Genomic DNA, 18131 nt, shown 5'->3' on the forward strand with positions numbered 1-18131 from the left:
GAGCCATCGCACCCTTGACCCCGATGTGCATAACGGACATACTTGTACGTATACGACGTAAATATACGTTATCGGGTTTTTGGGGGACGTCAGGCCAACAACGGCCGATGCCTGCCGACGATTCGTGGATGACGCCCCCGGAGGGAACATCATGCGCAGTTTCGTTACAGGCGCTGCGGGGTTCGTAGGCTCCCACCTGTGCCGGCGGCTGCTGGAGCGGGGAGACACCGTGCTCGGCATCGACGCGATGACGGACTACTACGACGTCACACGCAAGGAGACGAACCTCGCCGCGCTCGCGGACTGGGACTCCTTCACCCTCCGGCGGGCCGACTTGCTCGACGCGCCCCTGCCGCAACTCCTCGACGGCTGCGACGTGGTCTTCCACCTCGCGGGCCAGCCCGGCGTCAGGCCGTCCTGGGGTTCGGAGTTCGCCGTTTACGCCGAGCGCAACATCCTGGCCACGCAGCGACTGCTGGAGGCGCTGCGTGATGTGCCGCTGCGCAAGATCGTCTACTCGTCCAGCTCGTCGGTGTACGGGGACGCAGAGAGCTACCCCACAGTGGAGACCATGCGACCGCGACCCGTGTCGCCCTACGGGGTGACGAAGCTGGCGGCCGAGCACCTCTGTGAGCTGTACCGGGTCAACTTCTCGATCCCGACGGCGAGCCTGCGCCTGTTCACCGTCTACGGGCCCGGTCAGCGGCCCGACATGGCCTTCTCGCGGCTGATCACGGCCGCTCTGTACGGGCGAAGGTTCCCGCTGTTCGGCGATGGTCGGCAGACACGTGACTTCACCTACGTCGGCGACGTCGTGGACGCTCTGCTGGCCGCCGCGGGCTCGCCGTGGACCGGCGTCGCCAACATCGGCGGCGGGGCGTGGATCTCGATGGCCGAGGTGATCAGCCTGGTCGGCGCCCTCGTGGGCCGGCCCGTGGAGGTGGTGCCGATGCCGGTTCAGCCCGGGGATGTCCGGGACACCGCCGCCGACACGACGGTGGCGCGGCAGGGGTTCGGCTACGCGCCGTCCGTGCCGCTGGCCGACGGACTGGCCCGGATGGTCGAGTCCGAACTCGCCCTAACGACCGGCCGGTGAGCCGGCGCCCGTGAAGCCGGCGCCCGTGACCCGGAGTTCAAAGACCTGAAGAGCCGTCCGTCGGCCGGCGGAGCGGAAGCGAAGACGGCAGGTGTACGGGAACGGAGATGGGCAGGCATGGAACTGCGCGAACTCAGTCATCGGCTGCTCCAGTTGCACGCCAAGCTGATCATCGCTCTGATCGTGGTCGGCGTCCTGGGTGGGCTCGCTCTGCATGTCAATGACGAGCCCCAGTACCAGGCCAAAGCCCGCCTGGTGCTCGGTGCCGAGGATCCGCAGGATTTGGCTACTGCGGCCGCACTCGCGGACACGGCGCGGGGCATCGTGACGGGGCCGCAACTGGTCGGCAAGGCCATCAAACAGGTCGGCGTCCCGCGTGACGCCGAGACGGTGGCCGCGGCCATCGACGTCAACCAGATCGGGAGTTCCGGCGTCCTCAGCCTCGCCATCGAGGACCGCGATCGCCAGGTCGCCGTGAAGCTCGCCAACGCCCTGGCGTCCGCAGTGGTCAGCACCCGGATCGACTTGCTGGAGAACGGCCTCGCGGCGTCCGTCCGCAACCTGGACCAGCAGGCCGCGAGCGTCGGCGGCCAGATCCAGAAGCTGAACACCCGGATCGAGGCGCTGGCAGCGGCCTCAGCGCCGAACCGCGCCACCGCCCAGCTGGGCCAGCTGGAGGCCCGGCGGACCTCGCTGGAGGCGGAGGCCACCCAGATCGCCGTGCAGCGCAACGCGCTCGTCGCCCAGCAGGGGCAGCGGCCGGAGACCACGGTGACCGACAAGGCCGTCTCCGCGGCACCGGTGCACGGACGCCGCCTGCTCGACGCGCTGCTGGGCGGGATGCTCGGCTTGGTCCTCGGCATCGCCGTCGCCGCACTGCGCGAAGCTTTCCGGCCCAGCCTCGTCGGCGGTCCGGCGATCGCACGGGCGGTTGATGCACCCCTGCTGGGCGAGATGAGCGGGACGCCCGACAGCTGGACCAGGGCTGCCCTGCCCGACTCCGGCACGTACGTCGAACGCGCCGCCGACTCAGCCAACGTGGACGAAGTGAGATTCGGCGTCCTGGACTCGAGCGGCAGGCGTGCGGCCCGCGTCCGCATGCTCGAAGGACCGCTGCACCGCATGCGGTTCCACCAGACCTCCGACGCGCCGCAGCCCGGGCCTGTGACGGGCACCCCCGCCAAGGGCCGCCCCGTCCCGACGTCCGACGCGGACGCCTCGGACGTTCCGACCAGGACCGGACTTGTCGTCGCCATCCCACGGGTGCTGAAGGTGGCCGACATCGACGCCCTCACCAACTTCATGTGGCTCTCGGGCTGGCGTCTGCTCGGCGTGATCGTCTACCGGTCCTCCCCCGGCTGGAAGAGCAGCGCTTGGCCCGGCCCCGAAAGGCGCAGCTCCCAGGACGGCGCTCGCGGCGAGCACGTGGAGGTGGACGCATGAGTTTCCTGAGCCAACCCCTGTACCGCCAGAGGCCCGGCGGTGGGTCCGTTGATCTTGCCGTTGGCTTGGTGGACGGCGGGGTCGTAGCAGGTCCCCGTGGGCCGGCAGGCCCAGGCCGTCGAACGGCTCGCAGCACTGGCCGTGCACCCACGCCGGTGCCGGTGCCGCTGCCGACGAACACCTAAGGATCACCCGATGACGCTTCATCGCCTCCAGATTCCGCCGCGCCAGACGTGGCGCTCCCCCCCGGCCGGCCACGTGCCCGTCGCGGATCAGCTGTGCGTGCCGTTCGCGTCCGCCACTATCAGCCCGGAGGCGCGGAGGGCGGCGCAGCGCGTTCTCGCGTCCGGATGGGTGACCACCGGCCAGGAGACGGTGCAGTTCGAGCGCGAGTTCGCCGCGTACGTGCAAGCGCCGTACGCGGTGGCCGTGAGTTCCTGCACCGCCGCGATCGAGCTGGCGCTGCGCGCTCTGCGTCTCCCGCCGCAGAGCAAGGTTCTGGTGCCGACTCTGACGTTCTGCGGTGTGGCGCAGGCCGTGCTGCATGCCGGGCTCCGTCCGGTGCTGGTCGACGTCGACCAGCACACCGCGATGGCGACCCCGGCCACGGTCGCCGCCGCTGTGCGTGCCTGCGGCCGGTCGGACGCGATGATCGTCTTGCACTTCGCCGGGGCCCCGGCACAGCCGGCCGAGTTGGCCGAGGCCGCCGGGCTCCCGCTCGACCGTGTGATCGAGGACGCCGCCCATGCCTTGGGGACCTATGTGGACGGCCGCCGCGTCGGGGCGCTGTCACGGGCGGCCTGCTTCAGCTTCTACGCCACCAAGAACCTGCCGGTGGGCGAGGGCGGCATGGTGACCACGGCCGACGAGCAGGTGGCCGCATGGCTGGGCCGCGCGCGCCTGCACGGGATGTCCGCCGATGCCTGGCGGCGGCACCTGCCCGGTGGCAACTGGGCCTACACCGTTGAGGAAGCCGGGCTCAAAGCCAACATGACCGATGTTCAAGCCGCCATCGGGCGCGCACAATTGCGTCATCTCGATGACTGGCAGCGGCAGCGTGCCGCGGTAGCCGGCCAGTACACGTCCCTCCTCGGTCAGGTACCCGGGATCGTCTGTCCCAGCGACCCGGCAGCCGGCCACCATGCCTGGCACCTGTATGTGGTACGGGTCCTGGAGGAGTTCGGCATCAACCGCGACGACGTGATCTCGCGGCTGGCCGAGCGCGGGATCGGTACGTCCGTCCACTTCATCCCACTGCACCACATGCCCTACTTCCGGCAAGTGGCGCTGGCCCCGCCCGCCGGGCTGCCCGGGGCTGACGCCCTGTTCCCGCAGCTCCTGTCGCTGCCCATGTATCCGAGTCTCCCGAAGCACTCGGTCGAGCGGGTCTGCAGCGAGCTCGCCCAGCTGTCCCGTCCGCGCCACCCGGCTTCCGCGGCGGCTCTGCCGGACCGCTCCGTGCCGGGGTCGCGGCGATCGGCCGGACTGCGCACCCTGGTGGCCGGCGCCGGAGAGGCGGGGCAGGCACTGGCCCGGGATCTCAGCGGTGCACCGCGGTTCGGACTCGATCCGGTGGGCTTCGTCGACGACGACCCGGCCAAGTCCGGCGCGGGGAACCTGCCCCTGCTGGGCAGCTTGGACGACATCCGGGAGCTGGCGCTGGCCCACGGCATCGAGGTCGTCGTGGTGGCTATCCCCGGGCTGGACCCCGCGCGGTTCCAGGCTGTTGCCAAAGCGGCCGAAGCGGCCGGGGCCAGCATCCGCTACCTGCCGTCGTTCATCGCGGCGCTCCGCCGCGATGTGGTGGGCAGCGACATGCGCTCACTGGACGTACATCAGCTGATCGGCCGCTCCGAGATACACGTGGTCAGCCCGGAGGCGCGTTCGATCATCGCCGGGAAGCGCGTCCTGGTGACCGGTGCCGGAGGGTCGATCGGCAGCGAGCTGTGCCGGCAGGTGCGCGGCTTCGAACCGAGCCGGCTGTTCCTCCTCGACCACGACGAGTCGAACCTGCACAGGCTCCAGCTCGAGCTGTACGGCAATGCGCTGATCGACGACGACATCGTGATTTCCGACATCCGCGACCGGGCCCGCATCGACAACGTGTTCCAGGAGCTGCGACCCGATGTGGTTTTCCATGCCGCGGCGCACAAGCACCTTCCGCTGGTGGAGCGCCATCCGTGCGAGGGCGTGAAGTCGAACGTGCTCGGCACCGAGCATCTCGTCCGGGCTGCGGTGGCGAGCGGTGTCGAACGGTTTGTACTGATCTCCACCGACAAGGCGGCGGACCCCATCTCGGTCCTCGGCGCGACGAAGCGGCTCGCCGAGCTGATCGTGCAGGCGAACGCCGGCGGCCCGACGGTCCTGACCGCCGTGCGGTTCGGCAATGTGCTGGGCAGCCGGGGATCGCTGCTCTCGGTGCTGGCGGAGCAACTGGGGTCCGGCGAGCCGGTGACCGTCACCCATCCCGATGTGGCGCGGTTCTTCATGACAGTCGAGGAAGCCGTCGGACTTGTCCTGGGGGCGGCTCAACTGGCGACCGGGGGCGAAGTGTTCGTCCTGGACATGGGAGACGAGGTCCGGATCGTGGACCTGGTCCACAAGTTCGCCCAGTCGGTCAATATGCCGGACCCGGAGATCCGGTTCACCGGGCTGCGGGCGGGCGAGAAGATGAGCGAGACGCTCTTCTCGGCGGACGAGGACTACACCCGCACAGCCCATCCGAAGATCCTCGCCACCAACCCGGTCTCCAGAACGGGTATCGCCGCCCTGCGCAGAGAGCTTCCCCGCCTGTATGCCGCCGCCGGGCGCAACGACCCGGACGCGACGCGACAGTCGCTCGCCCGGGTGATCCCCGGCTTCCCCGCCGCGGCCGTCACCGCCCCAGGCACCCTGGTCGATCCCTACCCGGATGACTTCTGACGCCCAGGCGTCCTGACCGGCCCGACCACAGGAGGTCACCTCATGAACACCGTGTTGGTCCTTGCAGCCCATCCCGATGACGAGCTGCTCGGCGTCGGCGCCACGCTGGCGCGGCACGTCCGGTCCGGTGACGAGGCCCATGCCGTGGTGCTCTCCGAAGGCGCGTCGAGCCGCTCCCGGCAAGGTCTGGCCGAGCAGCTGGCCAAGTCCGCGAACCGCGCCGCGGAGGTGCTGGGGCTGTCTTCGATCGACGGGTGGTCGCTGCCCGACCAGCGGCTCGACGCCATACCCCTGATCGATGTGGTCCAGCGGGTGGAGGAGGTCGTGGACGCACTCCGCCCGGACATCGTCTACACGCACTTCCCCGGAGATGTGAACACCGACCACGGCATCGTCGCGCGGGCTGCGTGGACTGCATGTCGTCCGTACGTACTGCCTGAGCTGCGGCGGTTCGCGGTGTTCGAGACCCCGTCGTCGACGGAGTGGGCCTGGCCGGTGGACAGCGCCGCCTTCGCCCCCTGCCTCTACGCCGATGTCACCGACACCCTGGAAGTCAAGCTCGAAGCCATGGCCTGCTACGACACCGAGCTGCGGGACTACCCCCACCCGAGATCCCTGCGCGCGCTGCAGGAACGCGCCGCGTACTGGGGCAGCAGGGTGGGGCGTCTAGCGGTGGAACCCTTCCAGGTCTTGCGTGAGGTGTGGTGACGGCCATGACGGAGCGGACCTGGGGCGACAGCAACGACAAAACCCCGATCAGCGGAGAGGCGATGGCCGTGCCGGCCGACGGCCGGCGTTCCGCGGTCGGCCGATGGTGAGGTGCCCGGTGGAAGGACTGCTGCCAACAGCCGGAGAGCGGCTGGCGATCCAATGTCCACCCGGTCGGATCGCCGAACGGATCGTCGAAGGAGCCGACGGGTGCCTCATCCCGGGTCCGCCGGACTCCCCGACCGTCCGGGTGCGCGTCGAACCGGAGCGGAAGCCGTTCCCGGTCCACGGATGGACACGCTTGGCGCGGGACGCCTGGTCCCGGGACGGTCACGTGGTGCTGCAGAACGTGGCCACGTCGGGCTTCGACCTGCATGCCTGGTGGGACGGCCCGGTTCCCGAGCTGCTCCTGCGCCGGTGCCCGTCCCGGCAGACGCTGGCCGCGGAGCTGGTGCTGCGTGAGCGCGCGCGGCTGCTGACCCGCGCCGTGCTGCTCCAGTACCCCGCGCTGTGGGCCGCCTCGGCGCGCGGGCGGGCGCCACTGCACGCCGCCGCGCTGACCGTGGGCGGCGAGGACGCGGCGCTGCTCGTGGGCCCGAGCGGATCCGGCAAGACCACCCTCGTCGGTGCGGAGACCGCGGCCGGCGGCACGGCGGTCGGGGACAACCTGGCTGTGGGCGACGGACACCGCGTCTGGGGCGTCGTCGAGCCGGTGCGCAGCGAGCTGGGCGGCGGACGCAGAGCACCACACGGCCGACGCGAGATGGCGCTGTCCGGGAGGGTCGCCTCGCTCGACCCGACGCTGCTGGTCGTCATCGGCCGCGGGACCGAACACCGCGTCACCGAGTGTTCCCCGGACGCGGCCGCCCTCGCCCTGACCGCCTCGACATATGCGGCCGGTGAACTGCGGCGCTACTGGGGCATCCACGCGCTGCTCTGCCTGGGCACCGGCGTCGGCCCCCCGCATCCGCTGGTGTCCGAGACCGCCACGGCCTTCGCCGGGCGTCTGCGGTGCGTCCGCGTGGAACTGCCCGCCGTCCTCGGGGAACGCCTGACGGACCATCTCGCCGCAAAGGGAGCGGAAGCGTGGACACGACAGGCATGACAGACATGACCATGCTCACCGGCACGCCGGGCGCCCTGCCGGACCCGCAGGCCCGGGTCTTCGACAGCACCGAGGCGCCTGCCGACCCGACCGTGCTGCGCGCGCTGAACCGCGCGGCCGCCGACACCGACCTCGCGGCCCCTCCGGTCGTCCTGCCGGACTTCCACCACAAGCGCGACCTGGAGATGCCATCCAGCATCGCGGTCGCCACCCGCGCCACCGTCCGCCCCGAGTTCACCAGCCCGTCCGTCAACTGCGGCATGGCCCTGCTCGCCCTCGACATCGACGTCCCCGGCGAGGCCGCGCTGCACCGCTACTTCGACGAGATCCGCCGCCGCTATCCGCACCCGCCGCGCTGGCGCTGGGAACTGTCCCTGACGGACGTGCTGGCCTGTGCCGAGACGGGTGCCGAGTTCGGCGTCGACCGGTACGGGCTGCACCCGGAGGCGCTGGAACGCATCGAGGAGGGCGGTCGCCTCGACCTCGACCGCTACGGCGGCCTGAAGCGCCTGCGCCGCGAACTGCCCGCGCTCTCCCTTCAGCTGGCGCGCCTGAGGTTCGGCACGATCGGACCGTCCGACCACTTCGTCGAACTACAGCAGGTCGAGGAGATTCTGGACCCGCAGGCGGCCGCGGTTCTCGGCGTGGCGGCCGGACAGCTCACCCTCCAGTACCACGCCGGAGGCGGCCAGCTCACCGGCCAGGTTGGACGCCTCTTCGCCCGACGCCAGAAGATGTCGAGGCCGTTGGCGGCCACCATGCTCATCAACCGGCCGCTCGCCCATCTGGCCACCGCCCGCTCGGCGGCGCAGATCCGCGAACGCCTTGCGCTCTACTTCACTGGCGGCTGCCCGGTGATCCCCGTCGAGGGCACCGAGGGAGAACGGGTCCTGCTCGCCAACGCGGCCGCGATGAACTACGGATTCGCCTTCCGCACCGCGACCTACGGCACCCTGACCGCACTCGCCCGGGACGTCCTCGGCGCCCGCGAGGTGCGCCTGATCGTCGACTCGCCGCACAACTCCATCTACGAGGAGGACATCGGCGGTCAGAGGGCCATCGTGCACCGGCACAACTCCTGCCGCGCCTACCCCGCGTCGAAGATGACGCCCGGCACCGCGTTCGGCACTGTGGGCCAGGCCCTGCTGGTGCCCGGCACGCACCGCACGTCGTCGTATCTGTGCGTGGCCGCGGACGGAGCCGAAGGCAGCCTCTACACCGCCTGCCACGGCGCGGGGACGATCATCGACCAGTTCGCCGCCTCCGGCCGGTCCGGCCAGGACGGACGGCACCGCACCACGCTGCGCTTCCGCTATCGCCAGGACGGGCCCACCGCCGTGCCGCAACTCGACGATCGCGGTGTCGACGAGGCGCTCGCGATCCTGTCCCGGAATGGACTGGTGAAGCCGGTCGCCCGGCTGCACCCCGTCGCGGTGCTCAATTAAGGACACCCCCTCTCGGCCAGAGCAGAGGCCCGATGCTGATGACCATCACAGAACTCGACCCGCGGCCGGCGCCGGATCTCTCACCGCGCCGCAGGCGGATCCCGCGCGCCGACTGGCTGGCACGCTGGACGGCGGCGGCCGCCATCGCGGGCCTGCCGGTACAACTCCCGCGCGGCCCGGGGAACACCAGCCCGGCCGATGTGATCATCCTGGTGGCCATGGCGGCCTCCGTGCTGTGGGCCGGATCCACCCGCCAGCTGCTGAAGTTCCCCTACCTCCTCCCCGTCAGCACGATGATCACCGCCGGAAGCATCGCCGCCGTCGCCGGAGCGTTCCCCTACGCGGGCACGGTCGCCCTCTTCCAGGACGTCTTCCTGCTCGCCTGGGCCATCACCCTGGCCAACGTCGGCCGGACCAAGGCCGCGGCCGCGTTCCTGCTGCGGGCTTGGTGTGTCAGCGGCAGCCTCTGGGCGCTGGGCCTGCTCGCCTTCACGATCCACAACGCGTCGACCTCGGGACTTGCGACGGCGGAGGCCGTCCGGGCCAGTTTCACCATAGGGGAGCAGAACGGCGCCGGCTTCTACCTCGTCGTCACCTTCTTCATGATCCTCGCCGGGCGCTGGCCGCGGAAGCTGCGCTACCGGATACCGGTCCTGGCCTGTCTGCTGCTGGACGCTCTCCTGACCGGCTCGCTCGGCGCGTTCACCGGGCTGCTGGCCGGGCTCGGCCTCGCCATCGTCGTGCGCACCGCCGCGCGGCGCGGCGCGGCGGCCGCGCTGGTGGCCCTTCTCGTCCTGACCGTCGTCGGCGGGGTCGGCTACCGGCAGGCCCAGCACTATCACGTGGTGGAACGGGCGCAGACCAGTCAGCAGGTCCTGCTGCGCAACTCCATCGGCAGGGCGCAGCAGAGCGCCTCGGAGCGCGCCCTCCTCACCCAGGAGACGCTGCAGTTGTGGCGCAGCTCCAGCCCTCTGGGCCAGGGGCCCGCGTCGACGAAGAACGCCCTGTACCGCGACATGGCGCCGTACCCGAAGGAGGCGCACGACGACTGGATGGCGGCGCTTGTGGAGCGCGGTGTCCTCGGCTGTGCAGGGCTGCTGATGCTGACCGGCGAGGTCGTGGCGCGCGGATTCCGGGTCGGCAGCGCGCGGCGGCTCGGACCCGGGTTCAGCGCCGCGATTCCTGCGCCGCACTACCTCGTCGGCGCGCTCGCCGCGCTGGCCGTCAACACCTTTACCCACGAGATGCTGCACGACCGGACCACCTGGGCCCTGCTCGGCCTCCTCGCAGCCTTCTCCCTGTGGAACCGTCAGGCCCAGGCGAAACGGCTCGAATCCCCGGCACCGCCCCCAAAACCCGTGCCCACCGCACCCGACCGGAGGACGCGATGACCGCCCGATGGATGCCCGCCCCGCCGCCGGTGGCGGAGCCCGGGCAGCTCCCGGCCCGCCCGCCCCGGCACCGGCTCAAGGTCCTGCATGTGATCACCCGCCTCGAGGCGGGCGCCGGCGGCAACACGCTGGTCTCCGCGCTTGGCATGGACCCGCGTCGCTACGAGGTCTGGATCGCCGCGGGCGGCCGCGGCCCGCTGTGGGACCGCGCGCAGCAGGAGGGTATGCGCACTGTCCGCATCCCGGAGTTCCGCCGCGAGGTGTCCCCGGCCCGGGATGTGGCGGTGCTCGTCCGCCTGGTCCGGCTGATCCGCGCGGAGCGGTTCGCGGTCGTCCACGTCCACGAGGCCAAGGCCGGTTTCCTCGGGCGGCTGGCCGCCGCGCTGTGCGGCACGCCGGTAGTCGTGATCACCCTGCACGGCCGTGACCCGTGGTGGCGGACGGCCTCGGGCAGCGGCACGGATCTGCGTGAGGTCATGCCGCACGGGCTGCCGCTGTACTCCGCCCTCGAACGGATGGCCAGGCCCCTTACCGACGCCTTCGTGGCGGTCGCCCCTACCGTCGCCCGGGACGCCGTCCAGAACCATATCGCCACGGCGGGACGCACCGATGTGGCCGCGTCCGCCGTGGACTTCGACGCCATCCCGTACGGCCGTGACCCGTCCGTCCGTGCCGCCCTGGGCATCGGGGACGGGGACACCGTCGTGGGCATGGTCGGGCGGCTCGACCCGCAGAAGGCGCCCCTGGACTTCGTCCGCATGGCCGCACGGGTGGCTGTCTCGCATCCCCGCACCCGGTTCGTCGTCGTCGGCGACGGCGAGCAGAACACGCAGATGCGGCAGCTGGCCGCGAAGCTGGGCGTGGACATGGTGTTCACCGGTTTCCGCCAGGACGCCCCCCGCATCGCCTCCGCCTTCGATGTCTTTGTCGTCAGCTCGCTGTACGAGGGCGTCGGACGGTCCGTCACCGAGGCCATGGCCTCGGGCCGTCCCGTGGTCGCCACCGCCGTCGACGGCGTGGTGGACGTCGTGACCCACGGCTCGACCGGACTGCTGGCTGAGCCGCGTGACCCCCAGGGCCTGGCCGCCCGCGTCGTGTGGCTCCTCGACCACCCGCAGGACGCGGCCCGGATGGGCGAACAGGCCCGCGACCTGGTGCGGACGCTGTTCGCGCCGAAGCGGATGTGCACCGTGCTCGACGAGATCTACTCCTCGCTGCTCGGCTGCGCACCGCTTCCGCCGCCGGAACCCACCAAGCGCCTCCAGGAGCCTGACGGGACGTCCCGCGACAGGACGGACGACGCGGCGGCCGGGCGCCGCGTGGACGGGACGCTGCGATGAGCACCGAGCCCGACGCGCGCCTGCTGAACTGGCGGTTTGTCGTCCCCGGAGAGCCGGCCGGCCTGCTCCTGCTGCCCGCCACCACAGAACGGCTGCCCGGCGCCGTGTCGCCCGGACGGGCCGCGCTCGCGGTCGCCTTGCGCAACCGGCGCTATCCGGCGGTCGCCACCCCGGACCTGGCGGCCTGGGTGCTGCGGCACCGGCCCCGCGCGGCCCATCGGATGCTGACGGACATGGCTACGGCGGTGGCACCGGGCGGCTGGCTCTGCGTGGGATTCCCCAACCGCTGGTACCCCGCGGCCCCACTGCGCCCCGGATCGCTCTCGCTCACCGCGGCGCTCCGCGCGACCCGCCGGGCCGGGCTGACCGGCGCCGCCGTGTACGCGGCGCTGCCCGACCAGCGCCGGGCGGCGTTCCTGGTCCCGATGGCCCGCCCCGCGGAGATGGACCACACGCTGAGCGTCCTGTTCGACACCTCCTTCCCGTCCGGCGGCCGCGGGGCGGTCGCCTTTCGGCGGATCCTTACCGTGCTGCGCCGGGTGGCGCTCGCCGCACCCCGGGCCCGCCGCCGCCTCATGCCGGCCTACTACGTGGTGGCTCGGAGGCCGACATGATCGGGGCGGTCTGCGAACGGGTCAACGCGATCGCCGCGGACGGGCGGCTTCCCAGGGTCACCGGCGGCATCGTCATCGCCGTCGACTACGCGCCCGCGGCCAAGGTCACCCTGCTGCTCTTCGGCGAGGACGGCACGCCCTGCCTCGCCGCCAAGCTGGCGCGCTCCGGCGCCGCCGAGCCCGCGCTGGAGGCCGAGCACACAGCCCTGACCGGCGTGTGGTCCCTGCGGCCGCCCTCGACCGCCGCCGAACTGCCCCGGCCCGTGGCCCTGGAACGGGTCGCCGGCCGGCTGATGCTGCTCTCGACGGCCGTCCCCGGCACCCCGCTGTCCCGCCGCTACCACCTGCCCGGGCACGTTCGCGACCCCGCCATGGTGGCCGAGGACTTCCACGTGGCAGGCAGCTGGCTGAGCCGCTTCCACGACGAAACGCGCCAAGGGACCGCCGTCCTCGGACCGGATGCCTTCGACTCGTGGATCCGCCCGGTGTTCCGCCGCTACCAGGCCACGGTCGGCTGGGGCGACTGGGAGCGCGGCCTCCTCGACCACCTGGCGCGGCAGTGCGCCCTGCTGGCCGGCACCCGCCTCCCCGTGGTGGCGGTGCACGGCGACTACGCGCCCGGGAACATCCTCCTGGACGCCGGGCGGGTCTCCGGCGTCGTCGACTGGGAGCTCGGCCGAACCGCCGGACTGCCGTTCTCCGACCTGTTCAAGTTCGCCGCGTCGTACGGCTCCTTCCTGGACCGGGCGAGCCCGCCCCGGCGTGGCGCACCCCCCGGCCACCCGGGCTGGGCGCAGGCCCGCGACCGCTGGGGCGCCTCGCCGAACTGGACCAACCGAACCGGCATCCTGTACGCCTTCTTCGGCTCCGGCTGGTTCCCCGACCTGGTGCGGTCCTTCCTGCTCGGTCAGCTGACCCGGTTGGGCGCCCCGCCCGCCGCCGTCCCGCTGTTCCTGCCCGTCTTCCTCGCCGAGCAGGTCCTCGCCCTCGACCAGCCCGCGTACCGCACCGGCTACCGCGAGCTGCTGAGGCTGCTCGCCGAGCAGAACGCCGTCGGCTCGCTGTGCTCCCTGGAGACGGTGGGATGAACCGGGCGGCGGCGGGGGACCGGATCCGGCGGCTGGGCCGCGTGGCCCGCGGACCGACGATCACCGCGAACCTGATGGCCCGCGTCGGCGCCCTCGCGGCCCTGACAACGGCGAGCCTGCTCGTGGCCCGCACCGGCGGCCCCGCCGCGGTCGGCACCCTGGCGCTGCTCCGCGTCCTGCCCTGGTTCGCCGGCCTGCTGCTGAGCTCCGGTCTGTACGGCGCCGCGCCGTACTTCCTGTCCGGGCCCGGTCGCGCCGATCCCCGCTATCGTCCGACGTTGCCAGCCATGGCCGCCACAGCGGGCGTCCTCGGCGCAGGGCTGTGGGTAGCCCTGGCGCCGGTCGTGGGCCCGCGGTTCTTCCCCGCACTGTCCTCCGCCCTGGTGCTGGCCGCCGGGATCACCATCCCGACTCAGCTCATGGAGACGACGGCCAAGGCCTGCTCGCAGGGGTTCGACGACCTGGCCGGCAGCAACCGGATCATCTTCCTCGAAGAACTGGTTTTCGTGCCGCTGTACGGAGTACCGGTGGCCGCCGGCGTCCCTCCGTACGCTGCCATGCTGATCGCCCTGCCCGTCGGCGACGTCCTCACCGCCACCGCCGGCTGGATCCGGCTGCGGCGCCGCGGTTTCTTCCGCGGCGCGGGCCGCCCGTCCCTGGTCCTGGCCCGCAAGGTCGCCGGGTACGGGGCGCGGGCCCAGGTCGGCAGCATCGTGCTGCTGCTGAACGCCCGGCTGGACTTCGCCGTCGTCACGGCGCTCGTCGGACCGTCCGCGCTCGGCGTGTACGCGGTGGCGTCGCGGTTCGCCGAACTGCTGCGGCTGCCGGCGCTTGCCATCAACTACGTGCTGTATCCGGCCTACGCCAGGCTGGGGGCGATCAACGCCGCCGCGCAGGCCCGCGACGCCATACGGCGCACGTCGTGGGTGCCGGCCGCGGCCGCCGTCCCCGTCGCCGCTGCCGCGCCCGTGGTGCTGCCGCTGCTCTACGGCCCGGCGTTCCGTTCGGCCGTCGTCCCCACCTGGATCCTGCTGGCGGGACTCGCGGGCGGCGGCGTGTACGGCGTCATGTCGGCCTTCCAGTCCGGCGCCGGGCACCCCGGCCTGAACTCCTTCGCGCAAGGCGTCGGCCTGGTCGTGACGGTGGCGCTCGATCTGGCGCTGATCCCGCACACCGGCATCGTCGGTGCCGCCATCGCTTCCGCTCTCGCCTATCTGACCACCGTCGGCGCTCTTGTCGTCTGCTTCCGCAGGACGAGCCGGGCGGCATCGCCGCCGGAGACCAGCGGCAGCACCACCGAGGAAGCCCCGGGCCACTTCCCCGGCGGCCCCGCCTCAGCAGCCCCAGCCCCACCGAACGCGGAGGCATCCCCATGAGGATCCTGACCATCGCCGCCCACCCTGACGACGAGACGCTCGGGGTCCGCGGCACCATGGCGCGCCTCGGCGCCGACTCCCACGAGACGCACGTCTGCGTCCGCACCGAGGGCGCGACGGCGCGGCACCCGCACGTGGAACTCCAGCAGGAGTGCGCGATACGGACCTGCGGTGTCCGCGGGGTGTCCGACGTGACGCTTTGCGGCCTCCCCGACCAGCGGCTCGACGCCCTGCCGCTGCTGGACGGCACGCCCATCGAGAAGTGCATCGGCGAGTTCCGCCCCCACCTGGTCTTCACGCACCTCAAGGAGGACCCCAACCAGGACCACCGGGTCGCCTTGGCGGCGACGCCGGTGGCCACCCGGCCGCCGGCGGACAGCGAGATGCGGCCCTACCCGCACCCGCGCTCCTACCGGGAGCTCGAGGCGTACAGCCGCCGGTACGGGGCGATATCGGGACTGGCCGCGGCGGAGTCCTTCATGCTGGTCCGGCACGTGCAGTGGATGCGGGCGAACAGCCATGTTCTCGGCACTTGACGGACGCCCGGGCAAGCGCCTGTTCGACATCGGGGTCTCCGCTGCGGCGATGCTCGCCCTCTCCCCGGTGCTGCTGGCGATCGCGGTGGCCATCTGGTTCTCGCCGGGACCGGTGCTCTACCGGCAGCAGCGGGTGACCCTCTACGGCGAGCGCTTTCTCATCCTCAAGTTCCGCACCATGGTGGTGGGCGCCGACCGGATGAGCGGCAACGTCAGCCCCGCCGGCGACCCGCGCGTCACCCCCCTCGGCCGCTTCCTGCGCGCCTGGTACCTGGACGAACTGCCGCAGTTGTACAACGTGCTGCGCGGCGACATGAGCCTGGTCGGGCCCCGTCCGGAGACGCCGGAGTTCGTCATGCTGCTGACACCCGAAGAGCGCCGGGTGCTCACTGTGCGGGCGGGCATCGCCGGCCCCTCGACGCTGGCGTTCATGGACGAGGCGGACGTCCTGGCCGCCGCCGACGACCCGGCGGCCCACTACGAGACGACGATGCTGCACGAGCGGATCCGGGCCGACCTCGGCTATCTGGATCAACGCTCGCTCGCCTGCGACATCGGCCTGCTGTGTCGGCAGATGGCCGCGATCGCAAGGAGGCTGCTGTGAGAACGACAGGTTCAGGAACCGCCCACTACCCGCTTTCCTCGGCCGTCAGGGCCGCGGCGCCGGACGGCGGACACCCGGGCACCGAGCAGGTCCAGGTGGGGCTGTGGACGGACCCTGCGGCATGGGACGACTTCGTGCTGCGGGCGCCCGACGGAACCATGGCGCACCGCTGGGCATGGCTCGGCATCGCGGCCGCCGCTTACGGCCACCCCGTCGTGCCACTGGCGGCCGTCCGGGGCGAGAAGCTGGCCGGAGTACTGCCGCTGGTGCGGATGCGCAGCCGGATCTTCGGCCGTCACCTGGTCTCCATGCCCTACCTCGACACCGGAGGGCTGTGCACGGCGGGTGACCGCACTGCCGAGGCCGGACTCGTCTCCGCCGCCGTCCGCCTGGCGGCGGCCGCGGATGCGCATCTGGAACTGCGGCACAAAACCGACCGGGAGATCCCGCTCGTGCCCTCCCTGCACAAGGTCACCCTGCTGCTGGACCTCAGCGGCGGTGAACAGGCGGTCTGGAAGCACCTGAACCAAACCCGCCGCCGGCAGATACGCATGGCCCGTCGCGGCGGGCTGGTGGCCAGTGAGCACGGCCCGGAGGCACTGGGGGAGTTCCACCGCATCCAGGCGGTGAACCTGCGCGACCTCGGCTCGCCCGTCCACAGCCGGGCCTTCTTCGAGCGGGTCATGGACGCCTTCGGCGAGGACGCGCGCATCCTGCTCGTCCGCGACGGGGAACGTACCATCGGCGCCGGGCTCATGCTCTTCCAGAGGACATGGGCGGGGGTGCCGTGGGCGGCGGCGCTGCGCTCCACCTTCTCCCTGCATCCCACGCAGTTGTTCTACTGGGAGGCGATCGGCCTGGCCCTGGCCCGCGGGTGCGAGGTCTTCGACTTCGGCCGCTCCTCCCCTGGCTCGGGCCCCTACGTCTCGAAGACGTACTACGGCGCGCGGCCCTCGCAGCTGTACTGGCACCGGCTGCCGGGGGCGGACGACGACCGGGACGTCCAGCGCTGGCAGTGGGCGACCGACGTGTGGCGGCATCTGCCGGTGCCGGTGGCGACCACCGTCGGAGCGGCCGTGCGGGGAGGGATTCCGCAATGACCGTCCTCCGACTCCGCGGACCGCGGCTCCAGCGGGCCGTCGTCGCGCTGGCGCTCGCCGCCCTGACGACCGGCGCGGCCGCGTTCGGCTGCCCGGCCGACGGCGGGCCCGCTGCGGCGCCGCGCTACCAGGCGCCGCTGCCCCGGCCCCTGGTGCTGGCCCAGGGCGTGAGCAGCGCGAACCCGGACCACCTCTTCCGGAACCAGGCCTGGGACTTCGCCCGGATGCGGCAGGTGTTCAACGCCGTCAGCCTGATGCCCGAGGACCAGACGACGGTGGCGCATGCGCGGAAGGCCGGGCTCGCGGTGGTGCTGGAGTTCGACTACAAGGCGGACTTCTTCGCCGGCAAGGACATCACCGCGAAGGTGCAGGCCGTCGTCCAGCAGATCCGGACGCACCCTGGCACGATCGCGGCGATCCATGTGGCGGACCAGCTGAACAAGGACTACGACGCTGGGCAGGGCGTTCGGTACCTTGCCGCAACCGGGCGCGTGTTCCACCGTGAGCTGCCCGGCGTTCCGGTGCTGGTCAACGCCCCCGACTGGGAGCTGACCTGCGGCATGCGCGGTCAGTCGTCCTGTGCGTCGACCGATCCGCAGTACCGGCACGAGACCCACGCCACGCTGGACGCGTTCAAGGACAGCGGTTACGTGGACGGATTCACTCTCTCGGACAACCTCAAGAACAACGACGCCGCTGTCCAGCGCCAGGCGTGGCGGGAAGCGCGCAAGCGCTGGCCGAGCCCGTTCCTGCTGTGGAGCACCTGCTTCGAGCTGTCCTCCCCGGACCAATCGCGGCCACGAGGAGCCGCCGCGGCGGCTGAGCTGGCGGACGCCTACATGACGGCGCCGATGACCGGTGGAGCGGAGGGGCTGGCCCTGTGGGCCTGGCACCAGCTCTACGAGGGCGATATCTACACCTTCCTGGACAGCAAAGGGAACGCAACCGACATATGGCGTGCCATGGTCGCGGCCTCGGCCGCAGTGCGGCAGAGGCAGGTCACGGGCACTTCGTCACGCTGACGAGTCGCCTCACCTCGCCCTTTTGGTGCTTGCCATGTGGGCCGCTTTCAGTCCCCTCTCGGCGGCCGTAGCGGCCCCGTACCTCAGCCAGCCCACCACTTTGCACGTCGGCGGTGAGGGGTGCTCGGACTCCGGTCCGGGCACCCCGACCCCACCGCTGTGCACGATCTCCGGTGCGGCGAGGCGTGCAGTGGCCGGGCAGACCGTGCTCGTCTCGTCCGGTACGTACCAGGAGAACTGGCGAACTCCGGAACCCAAGGCGCACCGGTCGCCTTCCAGGCGGCTCCCGGTACGGAGGTCACCCTCACCGGTGGTTCGCACGGGTTCACCCTCTCCTCGCG

General features: G+C 71.8%; 15 protein-coding genes. All 15 read left to right on the forward strand.

Translation table 11 applies throughout. The features are described 5' to 3' along the window. Positions 1-151: 151 nt before the first annotated feature. The 15 genes from EDD92_RS41175 (at position 152) to EDD92_RS41245 (ending at position 17790) form a co-directional block, all read left to right on the forward strand. Positions 152-1096, forward strand: a complete 945-nt coding sequence (locus tag EDD92_RS41175) for an NAD-dependent epimerase/dehydratase family protein (protein WP_123968999.1) — start codon at positions 152-154, stop codon at positions 1094-1096. Positions 1097-1213: 117 nt separating this feature from the next. After that, the gene (locus EDD92_RS41180; RefSeq protein WP_123969000.1) at positions 1214-2539 is read left to right on the forward strand and encodes a hypothetical protein; all 1326 of its coding nucleotides are present in this window, start codon (positions 1214-1216) and stop codon (positions 2537-2539) included. Positions 2540-2734: 195 nt separating this feature from the next. Continuing rightward, positions 2735-5461: an aminotransferase class I/II-fold pyridoxal phosphate-dependent enzyme gene (locus EDD92_RS41185; RefSeq protein ID WP_123969001.1), complete on the forward strand. Its 2727-nt coding sequence runs from the start codon at positions 2735-2737 to the stop codon at positions 5459-5461. Between the two features lie 42 nt (positions 5462-5503). After that, positions 5504-6169: a PIG-L deacetylase family protein gene (locus EDD92_RS41190; protein WP_123969002.1), complete on the forward strand. Its 666-nt coding sequence runs from the start codon at positions 5504-5506 to the stop codon at positions 6167-6169. 337 nt (positions 6170-6506) lie between these two features. Then, positions 6507-7274, forward strand: coding sequence for a hypothetical protein (locus EDD92_RS41195; RefSeq protein ID WP_123969003.1), 768 nt, complete (start codon positions 6507-6509; stop codon positions 7272-7274). Continuing rightward, positions 7271-8719 carry an RtcB family protein gene (locus EDD92_RS41200; protein ID WP_123969004.1) on the forward strand — a complete coding sequence of 483 codons (1449 nt, stop codon included), beginning with the start codon at positions 7271-7273 and terminating at the stop codon, positions 8717-8719. The genes EDD92_RS41195 and EDD92_RS41200 overlap by 4 nt, the downstream gene beginning before the upstream one ends. Positions 8720-8757: 38 nt before the next feature. Continuing rightward, complete coding sequence (locus tag EDD92_RS41205) at positions 8758-10110, forward strand: O-antigen ligase family protein (RefSeq protein WP_185124291.1); 1353 nt, start codon at positions 8758-8760, stop codon at positions 10108-10110. Beyond that, positions 10107-11450 (forward strand): glycosyltransferase family 4 protein, encoded by a 1344-nt coding sequence (locus tag EDD92_RS41210; RefSeq protein WP_123969006.1) that lies wholly within the window; start codon positions 10107-10109, stop codon positions 11448-11450. The genes EDD92_RS41205 and EDD92_RS41210 overlap by 4 nt, the downstream gene beginning before the upstream one ends. Beyond that, positions 11447-12064, forward strand: coding sequence for a hypothetical protein (locus EDD92_RS41215; protein ID WP_123969007.1), 618 nt, complete (start codon positions 11447-11449; stop codon positions 12062-12064). The genes EDD92_RS41210 and EDD92_RS41215 overlap by 4 nt, the downstream gene beginning before the upstream one ends. Next, positions 12061-13152: an aminoglycoside phosphotransferase family protein gene (locus EDD92_RS41220; protein ID WP_123969008.1), complete on the forward strand. Its 1092-nt coding sequence runs from the start codon at positions 12061-12063 to the stop codon at positions 13150-13152. Before EDD92_RS41215 ends, EDD92_RS41220 begins: the two co-directional genes overlap by 4 nt. Continuing rightward, a complete protein-coding gene (locus EDD92_RS41225; RefSeq protein ID WP_123969009.1) occupies positions 13149-14528 on the forward strand; it encodes an oligosaccharide flippase family protein in 1380 nt (459 codons plus the stop codon). Before EDD92_RS41220 ends, EDD92_RS41225 begins: the two co-directional genes overlap by 4 nt. Continuing rightward, complete coding sequence (locus EDD92_RS41230; protein WP_123969010.1) at positions 14525-15064, forward strand: PIG-L deacetylase family protein; 540 nt, start codon at positions 14525-14527, stop codon at positions 15062-15064. Before EDD92_RS41225 ends, EDD92_RS41230 begins: the two co-directional genes overlap by 4 nt. After that, positions 15048-15668: a sugar transferase gene (locus tag EDD92_RS41235; RefSeq protein ID WP_123969011.1), complete on the forward strand. Its 621-nt coding sequence runs from the start codon at positions 15048-15050 to the stop codon at positions 15666-15668. Before EDD92_RS41230 ends, EDD92_RS41235 begins: the two co-directional genes overlap by 17 nt. Then, positions 15665-16768, forward strand: coding sequence for a GNAT family N-acetyltransferase (locus EDD92_RS41240; RefSeq protein WP_123969012.1), 1104 nt, complete (start codon positions 15665-15667; stop codon positions 16766-16768). Before EDD92_RS41235 ends, EDD92_RS41240 begins: the two co-directional genes overlap by 4 nt. Continuing rightward, on the forward strand, positions 16765-17790 hold the full coding sequence (locus EDD92_RS41245) for a hypothetical protein (protein ID WP_123969013.1): 1026 nt from the start codon (positions 16765-16767) through the stop codon (positions 17788-17790). The genes EDD92_RS41240 and EDD92_RS41245 overlap by 4 nt, the downstream gene beginning before the upstream one ends. Positions 17791-18131: the final 341 nt, after the last annotated feature.

This window comes from Streptomyces sp. TLI_185, from assembly GCF_003814765.1.
Classification (GTDB): domain Bacteria; phylum Actinomycetota; class Actinomycetes; order Streptomycetales; family Streptomycetaceae; genus Streptomyces.